The sequence below is a fragment of the Agromyces allii genome (genome assembly GCF_009749385.1).
Classification (GTDB): domain Bacteria; phylum Actinomycetota; class Actinomycetes; order Actinomycetales; family Microbacteriaceae; genus Agromyces; species Agromyces allii.
In genome coordinates this window covers 13,765-29,602 of the sequence record NZ_WBIN01000001.1, presented here as the reverse complement: position 1 = coordinate 29,602, position 15,838 = coordinate 13,765, and the positions used below count along the sequence as shown (strand labels likewise).

Genomic DNA, 15,838 nt, shown 5'->3' with positions numbered 1-15,838 from the left:
ACGCGCCAAAGCCCCGGGCGGAGCCGTCGGACGCAGGCGGCGGTCGGCGGGCGATCAGCAGTTCGGTCGGCAGGACCGCTGCGAGAGCGCGTCGGTGAGCACGGTCTTCAGGTCTTCGGGGCGTTCGGCCGAGTAGGCGGCGCCACCGGTCGCCTCGGCGATGAGGCGCATCGACTCGAGGTCGGTGTCGGGGCCGATGCCGACGAGCACGACCGGCACCTGCTGTCCGTCTTCGCCCATGGCGGCGAGCTCGTCGAGCAACTGCTCGCGGGTGATGCCGTTCTCGTCCTCGTTCCGGCCGTCGGTGAGCAGCAGCACCGAGTTCACGGTCTCGGGGTCGTAGGCGGAGCGCACCTGCTTCACCGCCGCGAGCGTCGTGTCGTAGAGGCCGGTCGCGCCGCCGAGCCGGCCGGGCAGGGAGCCGAGCACGTCGAGCACCTGCGTGCGATGCGCCTCGTCTGCGAGCGGTTCGATGGGGGAGAGGTCCTCCCAGTCCTGGTCGCCGATGCGCTCGGTCGAGAACGCCCAGACGCCGACGTCGACGGCTTCGGAGAGCTGCGCGATCGTGTTCGACGCGGCCTGCTGGAGCAGGTCGATGCGACGCAGGCCCGTGACGGTCGGCTCCTCCATCGAGCCCGACACGTCGATGACCGAGAGGATGCGGGAGCGCAGGCTCACGACGCCCCAGGTGCGCAGGATCGAGACCTGGGCGGATGCCGCGGCGGACCCGACCTCGGTCGCGTCGGCGAGGACGCCGTCTTGATCGAGTTCGCCGCCGCCGGTGCCGTCGCGGAACCCTTCGGCGGCGAAGCGGTCGGAGGCGTCCCAGAGGGCGATCTTCAGGGCATCGAGCTGCTGCGCTCGCAGGACGAGCGCCGCGCGTGCGTCGTCGTCGACGGCGTCGCCGGCATCGCCCCCGGCGTCGAGGTTCTTCGCGAGCTCGGACTCGTCGAGCATGCGGAGGAACGGGAACTGCAGCGCGAGGGTGCCGTCGGAGGGGTAGAGCGCGAGCAGCGGCGTCGACGCGTCGTCGTGGTTGTGCATGGCGACCTGCTGCTCGCTCGCGATCGCGACCGTTCCGGGCGCGGCGACGGCGAGCGAGCCGAAGGCGGCGTCGACGCGGGCGGGCGCCCCGTCGCTCAACCGGATCATGGCGTTCTGGAACAGCTTGGCCTGGCCGATGGGGGCTGCCCGCTCCATGGCCTGCAGGCCGTTGAGGCTGGCCGAGGACGCCTCGGGGTCGGCCAGCAGGGTCGGCAGGTCGCCCGAGAGCACGTCGGTCCAGCTGAGCTGACGACCCGCGAGGGCCTGGGCCCCGCTCACGGGAGCGGCGAAGACGACGGGGCTCGAGGCGATCGAACGCTCGAGCGCGAGGTCGGGCACGTCGCGACCGAGCGAGCGGGCGCTCGCGGCCATGCGCACGAGCCACACGGGGGAGTCGGGGATCCAGGCGTCGATGTCGGACCCGTTGCCCGAGGCCAGCAGGGCCGCGGTGTCGGCGCTGTCCTGGGCGACGACGTCGGTGCGGGAGCAGGCGTCCTCGGTCGCGTCGTACTCGGCCGCGATCGCCTTCACCGGGCGCGCGATCGCGGTGTCGGCGACGACCGTGAGCTCGATGGGCTCGTCGCACGACGGTCCGGAGGCGAGCCAGGCGCTCAACGAGCCGCTCGCCCAGGCCGTGCCGGCCCCGCCGACGAGGGCCACGCCGACGACGCCCGCGGCGATCATCATGACCACGCGGCGGTGGTGGCGGCGCGACTGCTCGCGTTCGGCTCGTTCGCTTCGTCGACTCACTGGGGCTCCATTGCGGCACGGTGAGCGACAAGTGGGCCACCGCGGTTCGGGTAACGCGGCCTGGGAAAGGCCTCATCAGCGTACGGCAGGCGGGCCGCTTTTGTAAGTATCCGTTACTTGCCCGACATGTGCCCCGAACGAGGGTCGCCCGGAATCCCGCGGGAGTCGGGCTGTCCTAGGCTTGCGGCGTGTCCGATTCGCGAGTGCCCGTGTCCGCCGATCGAGCAGACGCCGCGCCCGGCCCGCGCGCGGGGGCCGACGGGCACGACCATGTTCCGACGACCGGCGAGGCGGGCGAGATCGCCGTGCTGCGCCGCATCCTGCCGCGCCTGGCGTCGGGCGACCACGCGCTGCTCGGTCCCGGTGACGACGCGGCCCTCGTCGCGGCATCCGACGGCCGTTTCGTGGTGACGACCGACCTGCTCGTGCACGGCCCCGACTTCCGGCTCGCGTGGTCGACGCCGTTCGAGCTCGGCTGGAAGGCCGCGGCCACGAACCTCACCGACGTGGCCGCGATGGGCGCCCGACCCACGGCGCTCGTCGTCGCGATCGCGGCGCCACCCAGCACCCCGGTCTCCACGCTCGAGGGCATCGCCGACGGTCTCCGCGAGGGACTCGCCGCACTGGCACCGGGCGCGGGCGTGGTCGGCGGCGACCTCTCGGCGTCCGCGGTGCTCACCATCGCGGTCACGGCGTTCGGCGACCTCGAGGGTCGGGCGCCCGTGCTGCGATCGGGTGCCCGCGTCGGCGACGTGATCGCCCACGCCGGCCGACGCGGCGACGCGGCCAGGGGGCTCGCGCTGCTCTTCTCCGAGGCCACGGATGCCGCGGGCGAACCCGATGCGGCCCTCGCCGCCGCCCTGCGCGAGCGCGAGCCCGACCTCGTGCGCGCACAACTCGCCCCGAGTCCGCCCGTCGGCGCCGGCATCGTCGCCGCGGAGGCGGGCGCCACCTCGATGCTCGACGTGTCCGACGGGCTCGCGCGCGACGGCCGTCGCGTCGCCGAGGCGAGCGGCGTCGCGTTCGACTTCGACTCCGCCGCGCTCGGCTCGGACGTCGACCGCGTGCGGGTCGCCCTCTCGGGCGGCGAGGATCACGGCATGCTCGCGACGTTCCCGGCCGGCAGCGACGTCCCCGAGCCGTTCGAGGTCATCGGCCGCGTGGTCGAGGGCGCCGGGCGCATGCTGCTCGACGGCCGCGACATCGAGGCCGACGGCTGGGATCCCTACTCGGGCTGGGACGGCCGGGCGGGCTGACCGGCGTCGATGCCGCCGACCTCGGCCGCGGCATCCGCCCCTTCGACCGCGATCGCCCACCAGAGGGTCGTCTCGCCGTAGTCGCGACGCCGTTCGAGCTCGATGCCGGCGGGCCAGGTCGGCTCGGGCGAGCGAGAACTGCGCTCGACGACGACGAGCGCGTCGGGCTCGAGCAGGGGAGCGAGCAGTGCCAGGTCGCGTGCGACGGCCGTCTCGTCGAGGTCGTACGGCGGGTCGATGAACGCGAGATCGACCCCGGCGGGCGCGGTCTCGAGGTACCCCGCGACGGGCTTGACGACCACGCGGATGCGGGCTGCACCCCGGCCGATCGCCCGCGCCACCGCATCGGCGTTGCGACGGCACACGTCGGCAGCGGGCTTCGCGCGCTCGACGAGCACGACTTCGGCCGCGCCGCGGCTCGCGGACTCGAGGCCGAGCGCGCCGGAGCCGGCGTAGAGGTCGAGCACGACCGACCCGGCGATCGCGTCGCGCGCCTCGAGCGCCGAGAAGATGGCCTCGCGAACGCGGTCGCTCGTGGGCCGCGTGCCGGATCGCGGCACGGCGAGGGAGAGAGAGCCGGCTGCCCCGGCGATGATGCGCGTCATGCTGCTGGCAGCCTACCGGGACGCCGCACGACCTCACGGGTGGGAACCTGCACGTGCGCGCTGCCATGATGGGAGGGTGGATGCCCCTACCGCCCATGAACAGGTCGAGCCCGATCGCGCCGTCGAGGCCGCTGTCGACGCTTTCGAGGCCGAGCCGCGCGCTGCGGAGCCCGCCCGACCGGAGCCTGCACGGCTCGAGCCGGTCGATCAGGCGCTCATCGACCGCCTGTGGGATTTCGCGGATGCGTCCGCGAGCGCCGAGCGGTTCCGCGCGGCATCCGAGGATCCCGCCGCGACGCCGCTCGCACGCGCCGTGATGGCCACGCAGCTCGCCAGGGCCCTCGGGCTCCAGGGCGAGATCGAGGAGGCGTCGGCGGTGCTCGAGCTCGTGCCCGCCGGCTTCGAGGGCGACGCGCCGGCCGAGGTCCGGGCCAGGGTCGCGCTCGAGCGCGGCCGGCTGCTCGCCGCCGACCAGCGGCCGGCCGAGGCAGTCCCCGAGCTCACGCTCGCCGCGCGCGCGGCCGCGCAGGCGGCATCCGTGTTCCTGGTGCTCGATGCGCTGCACATGCTCGCGCTGAACGACGCGGGCCACGAGGAGGAGTGGGCGGCCGAGGGCCTCGACCTCCTCGAGGGTCGCCGCGACGCGCGCACCCTCCGCTGGGGCATCGCGCTGCACCACAACCTGGGCTGGTTCAAGCTCGACGCCGGTCGTGCGCCCGGCGCGCTCGCCGAGTTCGAGCGCGCGGTGGAGTTCGCCGACCGCTACGGATCGCCCGAGCAGCAGCAGGTCGCGCGATGGTCGGTCGGCCGGTGCCTGCGCACCCTCGGGCGCACCGACGAGGCGCTCGAGCTGCAGCGCTCGCTCGCCGAGCTCCGCCCCGACGACCCCTACGTGCGCGCCGAGATCGAGGCGTTGACGGCGGTCGAGCCTACGATCGAGGCATGACCGCCGACGCACCCGACGACCCGGCCGCCGTCGGCCGGTACACGCTCGATTCGCGCCTCACGGGTGCGCTCGGCGGGCGCACCGCGCAGGCGCTCGAACGCGCCTTCGGGTACCGCACGGTGGGCGACCTGCTCGCGCACTACCCGCGCAGGTACGCCCTCCGGGGCGAGCTGACCGCGCTCGCGAGCCTGCCGCTCGACGAGAACGTCACGATCGTCGCCGAGGTCATCGAGGTGCGCGAGCGAACCATGAAGTCGCGCCGCGGGTCGATCCTCGAGGTGAAGATCTCCGACGGCACGGGCATCCTCACGCTCACGTTCTTCAACCAGGCGTGGCGCTCCCGCGAGCTCGTGCCCGGCGCGCGTGGCATCTTCGCGGGCAAGGTGGGCGACTACCGGGGCGCCCGCCAGCTCGCGCATCCCGACTACGAGCTCTTCGACGACGCGACGCCGAGCTCGCCGACCGATCCGTCGGTCAAGCGCTGGGCCGAGGCGCCGATCCCGATCTACCCCGCCACGGGAGCACTCGCGAGCTGGCAGCTGGCCAAGGCGATCGCCCTGCTCCTCGACGGCCTCGAGACGGCGGATGCCGCGGGCGACCCGATTCCCGAGGCGGTCAGGGCCTCGCACGGGCTGCTCGCCCAGCGGCGCGCCCTCGAGCAGGTGCACCGGCCAGAGGTCGAGTCCCAGTGGAAGGCGGCGCGCCGCACGCTCCGCTTCTCCGAGGCGCTCGTGCTCCAGACGGCGCTGCTGCAGCGCAGGGCCGAGCTCCGCACGCACGCGACGACCGCGCGGCATCCGTCGCCCGGCGGGCTCCTCGAGCGCTTCGACGCGTCGCTGCCGTTCGAGCTCACGGGCGACCAGGTCGAGGTCGGGCAGGCGATCGCCGACGACCTCGGCGAGCCCGTGCCCATGAACCGGCTCGTGCAGGGCGAGGTCGGCTCGGGCAAGACCGTGGTCGCGCTGCGCGCGATGCTCGCGGTCGCCGACTCGGGCGGGCAGGCCGCGCTCCTGGCGCCCACCGAGGTGCTCGCCGCGCAGCACCTGCGTTCGATCGCACGCATGCTCGGCCCCGATCTCTCGGCCGCCCTCGTGCCGACCCTGCTCACGGGGCAGCTGCCTGCGGCCGAGCGGCGCAAGGCCCTGCTGCGCGCGGCGGCCGGGCAGTCGCGCATCGTGGTCGGCACGCACGCCCTCATCGGCGACACGGTCTCGTTCGCCGACCTCGGCCTCATCGTGGTCGACGAGCAGCACCGGTTCGGCGTCGAGCAGCGCGAGGCGCTGCGGCTCAAGGGGCGGCAGCCGCCGCACGTGCTCGTGCTCACGGCCACGCCCATTCCCCGCACGGTCGCGATGACGGTGTTCGGCGACCTCGACATCTCGACGATCCGCGAGCTGCCCGCCGGGCGCGCCGGCATCGAGTCGCACGTGGTGCCGCTCGCCGAGCGCCCGGGCTGGCGGTCCCGCGTGTGGGAACGCCTCGCCGAAGAGGTGGCCGCGGGCCGGCAGGGGTTCGTCGTCTGCCCGGCGATCGAGGCGCGCGTGGTCGAGGAGGCCGACGCGGGGCCCGAGGGCGGCGCGCCGGCCGAAGCCGGAGGCGACCGAGGGGGAGCGGCGGGGAGTGCAGATCCCGCGTCGCGGCCGGTCGCGTCGGTGGCCTCCGTGCTCGCCGAGGTCACGGCGCTGCCGGCGTTCTCCGACATCCGGGTCGCGCCCCTGCACGGCCGCATGTCCTCCGACGAGAAAGACGCGACGATGCGCGCGTTCGCGGCCGGAGAGATCGACGTGCTCGTCGCGACGACGGTGATCGAGGTGGGCGTCGACGTGCCGAACGCGAGCGCCATGGTCGTGGTCGACGCCGACCGGTTCGGCGTCTCGCAGCTGCACCAGCTCCGCGGGCGCGTGGGCCGGGGCGGGTTGCCGGGGCTCTGCCTGCTGGTCACCGCGGCCGAGCCCGGATCCCTCGCGCGGCAGCGCGTCGACGCCGTGGCGGCCACCCTCGACGGGTTCGAGCTCGCGCGCGTCGACCTCGAGCTCCGGCAGGAGGGCGACGTGCTCGGCGCGACCCAGTCCGGCGGGCGATCCTCGCTCAAGCTGCTGCGCGTGGCCCGCGACGGCGACGTCATCGCCGATGCCCGAGCGGTCGCCGCGGGGGTGCTCGACGACGACCCGTCGCTGCAGCGGCACCCGGGCCTCGCAGCCGAGGTCCGCCGCCGTCTCGACGACGATGCGACCGGATTCCTGAGCAAGGGCTGAGAGTCTCCGAGGCCCCGTTCGCGGGTCGTGACGAGCACTACGCTGTTGCGTATGCAGCGGATCGCCGTCGTTCCCGGTTCCTTCGACCCCGTCACCAAGGGGCATCTCGACGTCATCGAGCGCGCGGCCGGCATCTTCGACGAACTGCACGTCGTGGTCGTGCACAACCCCGACAAGAACGCGCTGCTGCCGATCGCCCAGCGGGTGGCGCTCATCGAGCGCGCCATCGTCGACGCGGGCATCGCCGGCCGAATCGTGGTCGCCTCGTGGAGCATGGGCCTGCTCGTCGACTACTGCAGCGACGTCGGCGCGACCGTGCTCGTGAAGGGCGTCCGCTCGCAGATCGACGTCGCCTACGAGACCCCCATGGCCATCGTGAACCGACACCTCGCGGGTGTCGAGACGGTCTTCCTGCTCCCCGATCCTGGCAACGCGCACGTGTCGAGTTCGCTCGTGAGACAGGTCGCGGCGCTCGGCGGCGACGTCGCTCCCTACGTGCCGGCGGCCGTCGCCGAGTACCTGCAATCGGCGATGACGCCGTGAGCGAGGCATCCGTGAGCGAGGTGCCGTTCGGCGGCCGCACCGGCCCGCACGACGACGCACTCGACGACGCGGCATCCGTGATGCCCATCGACGAGGTCGGCGTGCTCGCGGCGCGCGTGGTCGCGAACGTCGAGACCGTGATCGCCGGCAAGCGCGACGCGATCACCGCAGCGCTGACGGTGCTGCTGGCCGAGGGCCACCTGCTCATCGAAGACGTGCCGGGCGTCGGCAAGACCATGCTCGCCAAGGCGCTCGCCCGGTCGGTCGGCAGCACCGTCAACCGCATCCAGTTCACGCCCGACCTCCTGCCGAGCGACGTGACCGGGGTCTCGGTCTTCGACCAGGCCAGCCGACGCTTCGAGTTCAAGCGCGGACCGGTGTTCTCGAACATCGTGATCGGCGACGAGATCAACCGGGCGAGCCCGAAGACGCAGGCCGCGCTGCTCGAGTGCATGGAGGAGCGCCAGGTCACGGCCGACGGCACGACCTACCGCCTCGACCTCCCGTTCACGGTCGTCGCCACCCAGAACCCCGTCGAGATGGAGGGCACCTATCCGCTGCCCGAGGCCCAGCGCGACCGCTTCATGGCGCGTGTGTCCATGGGCTACCCGTCTGCGGTCGACGAGCTCGCGATGCTCTCGACCCGCGAGACCTCGAGCCCGCTCGATCGGCTCGACGAGGTCATCACGCTCGACGAGCTGCGCGGCATGATCCGGGCCGTGCGGCACGTGTTCACCTCGCAGCCCGTCAAGGAGTACGCCGTCGAGCTGGCGCGCGCCACCCGCGAAGACCGTCAGCTGCGGCTCGGGGCGAGTCCGCGTGCGACGCTGCAGCTCATCCGCGCCGCGAAGGCCCACGCCGCCATGCACGGCCGCGAGTTCGTGCTGCCCGACGACATCGACGCGCTCGCGGTCGCGGTGCTCGCGCACCGGCTCGTGCCCACGAGCCGGGCCGTCGGCTCGCACGACCGCGACAGCGGCCCCCTGATCGACGCCATCGTCGGTCGCATCATCGCGCAGACGCCCGTGCCCGTCGGGAGCGCTCGAAGGAACTGATCATGGCCCGCAACCGCCTGCGCGCGATGTCCTGGCCGCGCCTCACCCGCCGTGGCGCCGCGCTCGTGGTCGTCGGCGCCGTGCTCGTCGGCGTCTCGCTCTGGTTCGACCTGCGAGACATCCTGCTGCTCGCGTTCGTGGGTCTCGCGATGCCGCTGGTGGCCGCCGTCTTCGTCGCGCTGCGGCGACCGAGCCTCGCCGTGCAGCGCACGTTCGCGCCGGCCATCGTGACCGCGGGCGAGGCGACGCGCGTGACCCTGGTCGTGGCGAACCGAGGCCGACGCACGCTCGACGGGGCGCACTGGCGCGACCACGCGCCCGAGGGCACCATCGGACCGCCGTCGTCGCTGCTTCCCGCGCTCGGGCCGCACGAATCGGTGCTTCCCTCCGGCGACGACCGGGTGCGCGTCGAGTACCGGCTCCGGATGCCGCGGCGCGGCGTCTTCGCGGTCGGGCCGCTGCGCATCGGGGTCACCGACCCGTTCGGGCTCGCGAGCGTCGAGCGCGTGACCGGCGCGCCGCACGAGGTCGTCGTGACACCGCGGGTGACGCCCCTCGCCGAGGCGCTCGCGACGGCCGCGAGCATCGACGGCATCGTGCACGGGCTCCAGCGCCGCACGCATCCGAACTCCGACGAGCTCATCGCGCGCGAGTACCGGTACGGCGACCCGATGCGGCGCGTGAACTGGCCCGCGACGGCCAGGCGCGGCGAACTCATGGTGCGCGAAGAGGAGCAGCGCGGCGACCCAGAGGCGCGGATCCTGCTCGACCTTCCCGGCGAGGCGCGCCACGGGCTCGCCGTCCACCGCGACGACGTGGTCGACGATCGCGTCGAGCTCGCGATCGAGGTCGCGGCCTCGATCGGCGTGCACCTGCTCGAGAACGGATTCCGGCTGCGCTGCACGGGCATCGCCGATCCCGAACGGGGCCTGGTGCCCACCGCGCCCCGCGGCGGCGAGTACCGCATGCCCGGTGGCGACCACCTGCTGCTCGAAGACCTCGCCCGCGTCGACTCGGCCGGTCGTCACGCGGGCAGCCGGCGCGACGGACGCCACGAATCGGGGCGCCCGGACGCAGGGCGCCGCGACCACGCTCACCGCGACGAAGCGGAGCGCGATCACGGCCCCGAGGTCCGATCGCGGGGTCGAGACGCTCGCGAACCCGGGTTCGCGGTGCTCGTCGACCCCGGCCAGGCCGATGCCGCGGCCCTCGTGGCACTCCGTGCGGGGTTCGAACCGGCCGTGGCGTTCGTGACCACCTCGGTGACCTCGAGCGTCCGCCGCATGCTCGAGGAGGCCGACTGGAACGTGGTCGACGTCCGGCGCGCGGTCGAGATCGGCGGGGCCTGGTCGGCCGTCGCGGTGAACACCACGGCGGTGCACGATGCATCCTGATTCCGCTGCGCTGACGGTGCGCGGGCGGCTCGCGCTCACGACGGCCTCGTTCGTGCTGATGGTCGTGGCGACCATGTCGCTCGGCCCGCTCATCGCGGGCGGCGGCTGGTGGTGGCTCTGCGCGTTCGTCTCGGCCGGCGTGTTCTTCGGCGGCGCCGGGTTGCGGGCGCTTCGGGTCCCGGCCGGTCTCGTGCCCGTGCTCGAGGGCGTCGTGCTGCTGCTGCTGCTGACGCTGCTCTTCGGCGGGTCGACGTCGATCGCGTTCCTCGTGCCGACGCCCGACACGTTCGCGGCCTTCGGCGAGCTGTTCACCGGTTCGCAGCGCACGATCGCGCAGCAGACGGTGCCCGCGGTCGCGGTGCCCGCCCTCAACTTCGCGCTGGCGCTCGGCGTCGGGGCGCTCTCGATCATGCTCGACCTCCTCGTGCAGATCGCGCGGGTGCCGGCCCTCGCCGCGGTTCCCGCGCTCGTGCCGGTGCTCATCCCGGGGTTCCTCATCGAGTCGGGCGTCGACATCCCCGTCCTCGTGGCCACGGCGGCGGCCTACCTGCTGCTGCTGCGCGTCGACGTGCGGGTCATGCGACGCGCCCGCATCGAGCAGGGCGACGACGAGGATGTCGCCACGGTCGCGGCGCCGAAGCGCGTCCCGGTGGCATCGACGCTCGGCGCGTCGCTCGGCGTCGCGGCCACTGGACTCGTCGTCGCGTCGCTGCTCACCGCATCCACGCCCAGCATCTCCACGAGCCTGCTGCTCGGCAACGGGTCGCAGGGTGCGCTGTTCGCGCGCGGCGTGAGCCCGTTCCTCGACCTCGGGCGCGACCTCCGCAGGCCTGAGGCCCGCCCGGCGTTCCGCTACCTGGCGCGCGACGGCGATCGCCCGAACTTCACGCTCCTCACGCTCGACTCGTTCGAGGGCGACGTGTGGGCCGTGACCGAGTCACCGGTCGACGGAGACAACACGGTCGACGCCCTCGGAGCGCCCGAGGGCCTGGGCGCCGACGTCGAGACGTCCGAGCATCCCATCGACGTCCTCGTGAACGAGGTGCGCACGACGTGGTTGCCGGTGCCGTATCCGTCGACGCGCATCGAGGGTCTCAGCGGGTCCTGGTACTGGGACGACGGGCCCCTCACCGTCCGGAGCGTCGACACCAACACGGCCGGGCAGCGCTACGAGGTGACCAGGCTCGAGGTCGAGCCCACGGTCGCCCAGTTGCGGGCCGCCGGCGACCCGCGATCGGTGGACCCCCGGTTCCTCGAGCTCCCCGACGAGGTTCCGCCGATCATCTCCGAGACGGCCGCCCGCCTCGCGGGTCCGGCGGCGACCCCGTACGACGCGGCGGTCGCGATCCAGGCGTTCCTGCGTTCGCCCGACTTCGAGTACTCGACCGAGGCCCCCGTCGAAGAGGGCTACGACGGCGGCGGGTTCGAGGTCATCGCCGCCTTCCTCGAGGCCAAGAGCGGGTACTGCGTGCACTTCGCCTCGACGATGGCGGTGCTGGCGCGCGAGGCCGGAATCCCGTCGCGCATCTCGGTCGGCTACACGTCGGGCACGCCGACGCCCGAGCGCATCGACGGCGTGCAGCGGGTCGAGGTCGATTCGCACGACCTGCACGCGTGGCCCGAGCTCTACTTCGAGGGCGTCGGCTGGGTGCCGTTCGAGCCGACCCCCGGGCGAGGAACCGTGCCCGAGTACTCGCGACCGGGCGCCGGTCAGGCGCAGACGTCGGTGCTGCCGACGGCGCCCTCGTCGACCGCGCCCTCGACCGGGCGGCCCGAGCTCGACCCCGATCGAGGGCTCGCCGGAGGTGCGACCGATCCGCTGCAGAACGAGGCGCCGTTGCGCGCGGCCGTGCTGCTCGTGGTCGTCCTGGCGCTGCTCCTGGTGCCGGCGGGCCTGCGTGTGCTCCAACGCGCGTCGCGTCGCCGTCGCGTCCGGCTCGGGCGAGGAGCTGCGGATGCCGCGTGGGACGAGCTGAGCGCGACCGCCGGCGATCTCGGAGTCGCCGGCATCGGCGCCACGCCGCGCGTGTTCACCGCGTTCCTCGCATCGCGACCGGGGTTCCGCGATGCCGAGGCGCTCGCGGCCCTCGTGCGGCTGCGCGACGCCGTCGAGCGGGCGCGATACGGACCGGCGTCCGACCTCGCGACCGGCGGCGACGAGCAGCGCGCCGCGAATGCGGCGGTCGGCCCACGGCCCGATGCGGCGCTCCTGGGCGACCTCGACTCCGCCTGCCGCGCCCTGACACGAGATGCGAGTGTTCGCGATCGCGTGATCGCGGTGCTGCTTCCCAAGTCGCTCGCAGACCGCATTCGGCGCGCATCCGGCGTTCGCACAGCAGACGGCGCGTAGAATCATCCTTCGTGGCCATTCAGTATTCGCCGTTCCGCATGAACGTGCGCGACCTCCTCAACCGTCCGGGCGAGATGCGCGAGCATCGACTCCAGGTGCCGGTTCGCGAACCCCTCGGTGAGGGTCTCGTGGCCGTTCGCGAGGGGTCGGAGCTCGATCTCGACGTCCGGTTGGAGTCCGTCCACGAGGGCATCCTCGTGTCGGCGAGCGTCGATGCGGTGGCCGAAGGCGAGTGCGGTCGATGCCTGATCGACATGTCGCTGCCTGTCGAAGTCGAGTTCCAGGAGCTTTTCGCGTATCATTCTGGAGAAGCTTTCGAGTTTGAGGTTCAAGACGACCACGTGGATCTTGAACCGCTCATCCGAGATGCGGTGGTGTTGTCACTGCCGTTCCAGCCGGTCTGCCGGCCGGACTGCCCTGGTCTCGACCCAGAGACCGGGCTGCGACTGGCTGATCATCCTGAACTCGTCACCCCAACCGAGCACGACCCGCGATGGGCCGCGCTCGCAGGGCTGCAAGCTTCCGAAGACCAGGGCACGGATGTCGCATCCGACGCCGACCCGAAGAGAGATTGAGAGAGTGTCATGGCTGTTCCGAAGCGGAAGAAGTCGCGAGCAAACACCCACGCGCGTCGTTCGCAGTGGAAGGCTGAGGCCCCCACGCTGGTGAAGACCGTCGAGAACGGCAAGGTCACGTACAGCCTGCCGCACCGCGCGAAGGTCGTCGAGGACTCGGCGGGCACCCCGCTGTTCCTCGAGTACAAGGGCCGTAAGGTCGCCGACGTCTAGTCGACGCCCCTCGCAGCAGCAACGACCGGTCGTGACGCGCACGGAGCGCACAGGGCTCGCGGAGCCGAATCTCGTTGAGCTGCAGCAATTGCTGCAGATCGAGATCGATCCCGAACTCCTGCTCCTGGCGCTCACGCACCGGTCGTTCGCGTACGAGAACGGCGCCATTCCGACCAACGAACGACTCGAGTTCCTCGGGGATTCGATCCTCGGTCAGGCGGTCACGGTACGACTGTTCCTCGACAACCCCGACCTCGACGAGGGCGAGCTCGCCAAACGGCGTGCGAGCCTCGTGTCGAGCGCGGCGTTGGCCGAGGTCGCCCGTTCACTCGGGCTCGGGCGCTACATCCGGCTCGGCCGCGGTGAGACGCTCACCGGTGGCGCAGACAAGCCGTCGATCCTCGCCGACACCGTCGAGGCGATCATCGGCGCGGTCTACCTCGATCGGGGCGGCGAGGTCGCGACTCCGTTCGTGCTGAGCCTGATCACGCCGCTCATGAGCGACCCCGGTCGGTTCGGCGCCTCGATGGACCCCAAGACGAGCCTGCAGGAGATCGCCGCGAAGCGCGGCGCTCCGCCGCCCGTCTACACGCTCACCGAGAGCGGCCCAGACCACAACAAGCACTTCGTGGCGACGGTCGTCGTCGGCACGCTGGTCGAGGCGTCGGGCGAGGGATCGAGCAAGAAGCAGGCCGAGATGGCCGCGGCGCTCGAGGCCTGGACCACGCTCACGGCATCCTGACGTGCCCGAGCTCCCCGAGGTCGAGGTCGTCAGAGCCGGTCTGGCTCCGGCCGTGACCGGCGCCCGCATCGCGGCCGTCGATGTGCTCGATGCACGTGCGCTCACGCGGCACGACGCGGCATCCGGCGACTTCGAGGCGCTCACGACGGGCGCGACCATCGCCGCGGCGGTTCGTCGCGGCAAGTTCCTGTGGCTGCCGATCGGCGACGATCGCGCCGTCGTCGGGCACCTCGGCATGAGCGGTCAGATGCTGCTGCGTTCGCCCGAGCATCCGGGCGACGATCGCCATGCGCGTGTGCGCATCCACCTCGAGCATCCCGAGCACGGCGAGCTCCGCGTGGACTTCGTCGACCAGCGCACGTTCGGTTCGCTGGCCGTCGACCGCATGGTGCCGACTCCCGACGGAGCCGCGGCGGGCTTCAGCGGCGACGTCACGGGGGAGTGGGCGGCGAGCGTGCCGACGCAGGTCGCGCACATCGCCCGCGATCCGCTCGATCCCGCATTCGACGATGCGCTCTTCCTCGACCGGATGTCGCGGCGCGCGTCGGGCGTCAAGCGCGTGCTCCTCGATCAGGGTCTCGTGAGCGGGGTCGGCAACATCTACGCCGACGAATCGCTCTGGGCCGTGCGCCTGCACGGCGAGCAGCCCGCGTCGACGATCTCGAGGCGGCGCGCACGCGAGCTGCTGCAGGCGGTGCGCGACGTGCTCGGCAAGGCGCTCGACGAGGGCGGCACGAGCTTCGACGCGCAGTACGTCAACGTCAACGGCGCGTCGGGGTACTTCGCGCACTCGCTGAACGCCTACGGGCGCGAGGGCCTGCCGTGTCCGCGGTGCGGCACGCCAATGGTGCGCGAGGCGTTCATGAACCGGTCGTCGCACCGGTGCCCGCGGTGCCAGCGTCTGCGCGGTCGGCGGGAGCCGGGTCGAGCTGCCACAGGGCGCTGAGCCCGCGCACGGTGTAGCCGAGGGCGACGTTGACGGCGAGCATGTGCTCGTTCTCGTCGGCGTTCCACGTGTAGACATCGGTGCGCTCGGGGGCGACCCGATGCAACTGCACGAGGTTCGCGAGCTTCAGGCGCATGCCCAGTCGGTGGCCGCGGTGCGCCTCGAGCACGATGGTGCTCCACTGGAAGGCGGAGGCGGAGCCCTCCGGCAGTGAGAGCTCGGTGAATCCGGCGACGGTGTCCGATGCGTCGACGGCGGCCGCGAAGAGGGAGGTCCGCCCGCTCTCGATCGCCTGCGCCTCCGTGGCACGGACCCGCGCGGCATCCCAGATCTCGACGTCGTACGTGCTCTCGCCGACCGGCGGATCGGTCGACATGGCCTGCTGCGCGATGGCGAGGCTGTCGACGAGGTGGTCGGGCGCGTGATCGACCCAGGTGAGGATCCGATACCCGCTCGCACCGGCCTCGAGCTCGGCGAAGGCCCTGGCGAACTCCGCGTCCCGACCGCCGACGGGCTGGCCGCTCACGCGCTCGAGCTGCGCCAGGCGGAAGCCGTGGCTCACCGCGAACGCCGCACCCGGATCGCTCGCCGGGATCGAACCGCTGCCGTCGCGTGCCTCGAGCCGGTCGCCGGGCGCCTCGAGTGCCGCTGCGGCGACGTCGGACATCGCCGTCAGGATGTCGCGACCCAACTCGATCGCGACGCCCCGGGCTGCCGCGAGCAGTGCCGTGCCGACGCCCTGCCGTCGTGCCTCGGGCAGCACGCCGAGCACGAGGTCGAGCGTCTCGGCGCCCTCGGATCGCTCCCACGTGCACTCCACCCGGCCGATGCAGCGGTCGCCCCGCCACGCGGCGAACGCGCGCAGCGGCTGGTACTGCTCGTCGCGGAACCGCGGGAGCAGCTCCGACGGGTTCCACGCGAACTTGCGGTGACCCCAGACGGATTCCTCGACGAGGGCGCCGACCTCGGCCATCGCCTCGAACTCGCGGGCTTCCGGGGTGCCGATGGCCTCGGGCACCGGGACCGGCCGGATCTCGAACGTCACGGCATCCTCCTCGTCGTCGGCCGTGCCCGGGTCCGGGCAGCCGAACAGGATATCCGGCGCCGCCGGGGGCGGCAAGGGCCCCGGCAATCGGCAGTCGGGTGGCGCGAGCGACGTCGCGC

General features: G+C 72.8%; 14 protein-coding genes. 11 read left to right on the top strand and 3 right to left on the bottom strand.

From position 1 onward, the window contains the following. Nucleotides 1–54 precede the first annotated feature (54 nt). Nucleotides 55–1,794: a VWA domain-containing protein gene (locus GQR16_RS00130; protein ID WP_157413145.1), complete on the bottom strand. Its 1,740-nt coding sequence runs from the start codon at nt 1,792–1,794 to the stop codon at nt 55–57. A gap of 299 nt (nt 1,795–2,093) precedes the next feature. Between GQR16_RS00130 and thiL the strand changes: the two genes are divergently transcribed. Next, nucleotides 2,094–3,050: a thiamine-phosphate kinase gene (gene thiL, locus GQR16_RS00125; RefSeq protein ID WP_246200411.1), complete on the top strand. Its 957-nt coding sequence runs from the start codon at nt 2,094–2,096 to the stop codon at nt 3,048–3,050. Here the strand turns inward: thiL and rsmD are convergent. Next, a complete protein-coding gene (rsmD, locus tag GQR16_RS00120; protein WP_157413144.1) occupies nt 3,020–3,655 on the bottom strand; it encodes a 16S rRNA (guanine(966)-N(2))-methyltransferase RsmD in 636 nt (211 codons plus the stop codon). The two genes, thiL and rsmD, sit on opposite strands and share 31 nt — an antisense overlap. A 76-nt stretch (nt 3,656–3,731) precedes the next feature. Between rsmD and GQR16_RS00115 the strand changes: the two genes are divergently transcribed. The 10 genes from GQR16_RS00115 (at nt 3,732) to mutM (ending at nt 14,674) form a co-directional block, all read left to right on the top strand. Further along, nucleotides 3,732–4,601 (top strand): tetratricopeptide repeat protein, encoded by an 870-nt coding sequence (locus GQR16_RS00115; protein ID WP_157413143.1) that lies wholly within the window; start codon nt 3,732–3,734, stop codon nt 4,599–4,601. Further along, complete coding sequence (locus GQR16_RS00110) at nt 4,598–6,856, top strand: ATP-dependent DNA helicase RecG (RefSeq protein ID WP_157413142.1); 2,259 nt, start codon at nt 4,598–4,600, stop codon at nt 6,854–6,856. Before GQR16_RS00115 ends, GQR16_RS00110 begins: the two co-directional genes overlap by 4 nt. A 51-nt stretch (nt 6,857–6,907) precedes the next feature. After that, nucleotides 6,908–7,399, top strand: a complete 492-nt coding sequence (gene coaD / locus GQR16_RS00105) for a pantetheine-phosphate adenylyltransferase (RefSeq protein WP_157413141.1) — start codon at nt 6,908–6,910, stop codon at nt 7,397–7,399. Nucleotides 7,400–7,479: 80 nt separating this feature from the next. Next, nucleotides 7,480–8,454 (top strand): AAA family ATPase, encoded by a 975-nt coding sequence (locus tag GQR16_RS00100; protein ID WP_157413541.1) that lies wholly within the window; start codon nt 7,480–7,482, stop codon nt 8,452–8,454. A 2-nt stretch (nt 8,455–8,456) separates the two neighbouring features. Beyond that, the gene (locus tag GQR16_RS00095) at nt 8,457–9,848 is read left to right on the top strand and encodes a DUF58 domain-containing protein (protein ID WP_157413140.1); all 1,392 of its coding nucleotides are present in this window, start codon (nt 8,457–8,459) and stop codon (nt 9,846–9,848) included. Next, nucleotides 9,838–12,198: a transglutaminase TgpA family protein gene (locus tag GQR16_RS00090; RefSeq protein ID WP_157413139.1), complete on the top strand. Its 2,361-nt coding sequence runs from the start codon at nt 9,838–9,840 to the stop codon at nt 12,196–12,198. Before GQR16_RS00095 ends, GQR16_RS00090 begins: the two co-directional genes overlap by 11 nt. 38 nt (nt 12,199–12,236) lie before the next feature. Further along, nucleotides 12,237–12,773, top strand: coding sequence for a YceD family protein (locus GQR16_RS00085; RefSeq protein WP_246200409.1), 537 nt, complete (start codon nt 12,237–12,239; stop codon nt 12,771–12,773). A gap of 9 nt (nt 12,774–12,782) precedes the next feature. Then, nucleotides 12,783–12,986 carry a 50S ribosomal protein L32 gene (gene rpmF / locus GQR16_RS00080; protein WP_055857210.1) on the top strand — a complete coding sequence of 68 codons (204 nt, stop codon included), beginning with the start codon at nt 12,783–12,785 and terminating at the stop codon, nt 12,984–12,986. 79 nt (nt 12,987–13,065) lie between these two features. After that, nucleotides 13,066–13,728, top strand: a complete 663-nt coding sequence (rnc, locus tag GQR16_RS00075; protein ID WP_246200407.1) for a ribonuclease III — start codon at nt 13,066–13,068, stop codon at nt 13,726–13,728. A 1-nt stretch (nt 13,729) separates the two neighbouring features. Next, complete coding sequence (gene mutM, locus GQR16_RS00070) at nt 13,730–14,674, top strand: bifunctional DNA-formamidopyrimidine glycosylase/DNA-(apurinic or apyrimidinic site) lyase (RefSeq protein ID WP_157413137.1); 945 nt, start codon at nt 13,730–13,732, stop codon at nt 14,672–14,674. Here the strand turns inward: mutM and GQR16_RS00065 are convergent. Then, complete coding sequence (locus GQR16_RS00065) at nt 14,589–15,719, bottom strand: GNAT family N-acetyltransferase (protein WP_170298380.1); 1,131 nt, start codon at nt 15,717–15,719, stop codon at nt 14,589–14,591. The genes mutM and GQR16_RS00065 overlap by 86 nt on opposite strands. Nucleotides 15,720–15,838 lie beyond the last annotated feature (119 nt).

What these genes read in the sequence shown, in the direction of transcription:
- GQR16_RS00100 (WP_157413541.1), top strand. Translation starts at nt 7,480, where the DNA reads ATGCCCATCGACGAGGTCGGCGTGCTCGCGGCGCGCGTGGTCGCGAAC.
- GQR16_RS00095 (WP_157413140.1), top strand. Translation starts at nt 8,457, where the DNA reads ATGGCCCGCAACCGCCTGCGCGCGATGTCCTGGCCGCGCCTCACCCGC.
- GQR16_RS00085 (WP_246200409.1), top strand. Translation starts at nt 12,237, where the DNA reads ATGAACGTGCGCGACCTCCTCAACCGTCCGGGCGAGATGCGCGAGCAT.
- coaD (WP_157413141.1), top strand. Translation starts at nt 6,908, where the DNA reads ATGCAGCGGATCGCCGTCGTTCCCGGTTCCTTCGACCCCGTCACCAAG.
- GQR16_RS00110 (WP_157413142.1), top strand. Translation starts at nt 4,598, where the DNA reads ATGACCGCCGACGCACCCGACGACCCGGCCGCCGTCGGCCGGTACACG.
- rsmD (WP_157413144.1), bottom strand. Translation starts at nt 3,655, where the DNA reads ATGACGCGCATCATCGCCGGGGCAGCCGGCTCTCTCTCCCTCGCCGTG.
- rpmF (WP_055857210.1), top strand. Translation starts at nt 12,783, where the DNA reads ATGGCTGTTCCGAAGCGGAAGAAGTCGCGAGCAAACACCCACGCGCGT.
- GQR16_RS00090 (WP_157413139.1), top strand. Translation starts at nt 9,838, where the DNA reads ATGCATCCTGATTCCGCTGCGCTGACGGTGCGCGGGCGGCTCGCGCTC.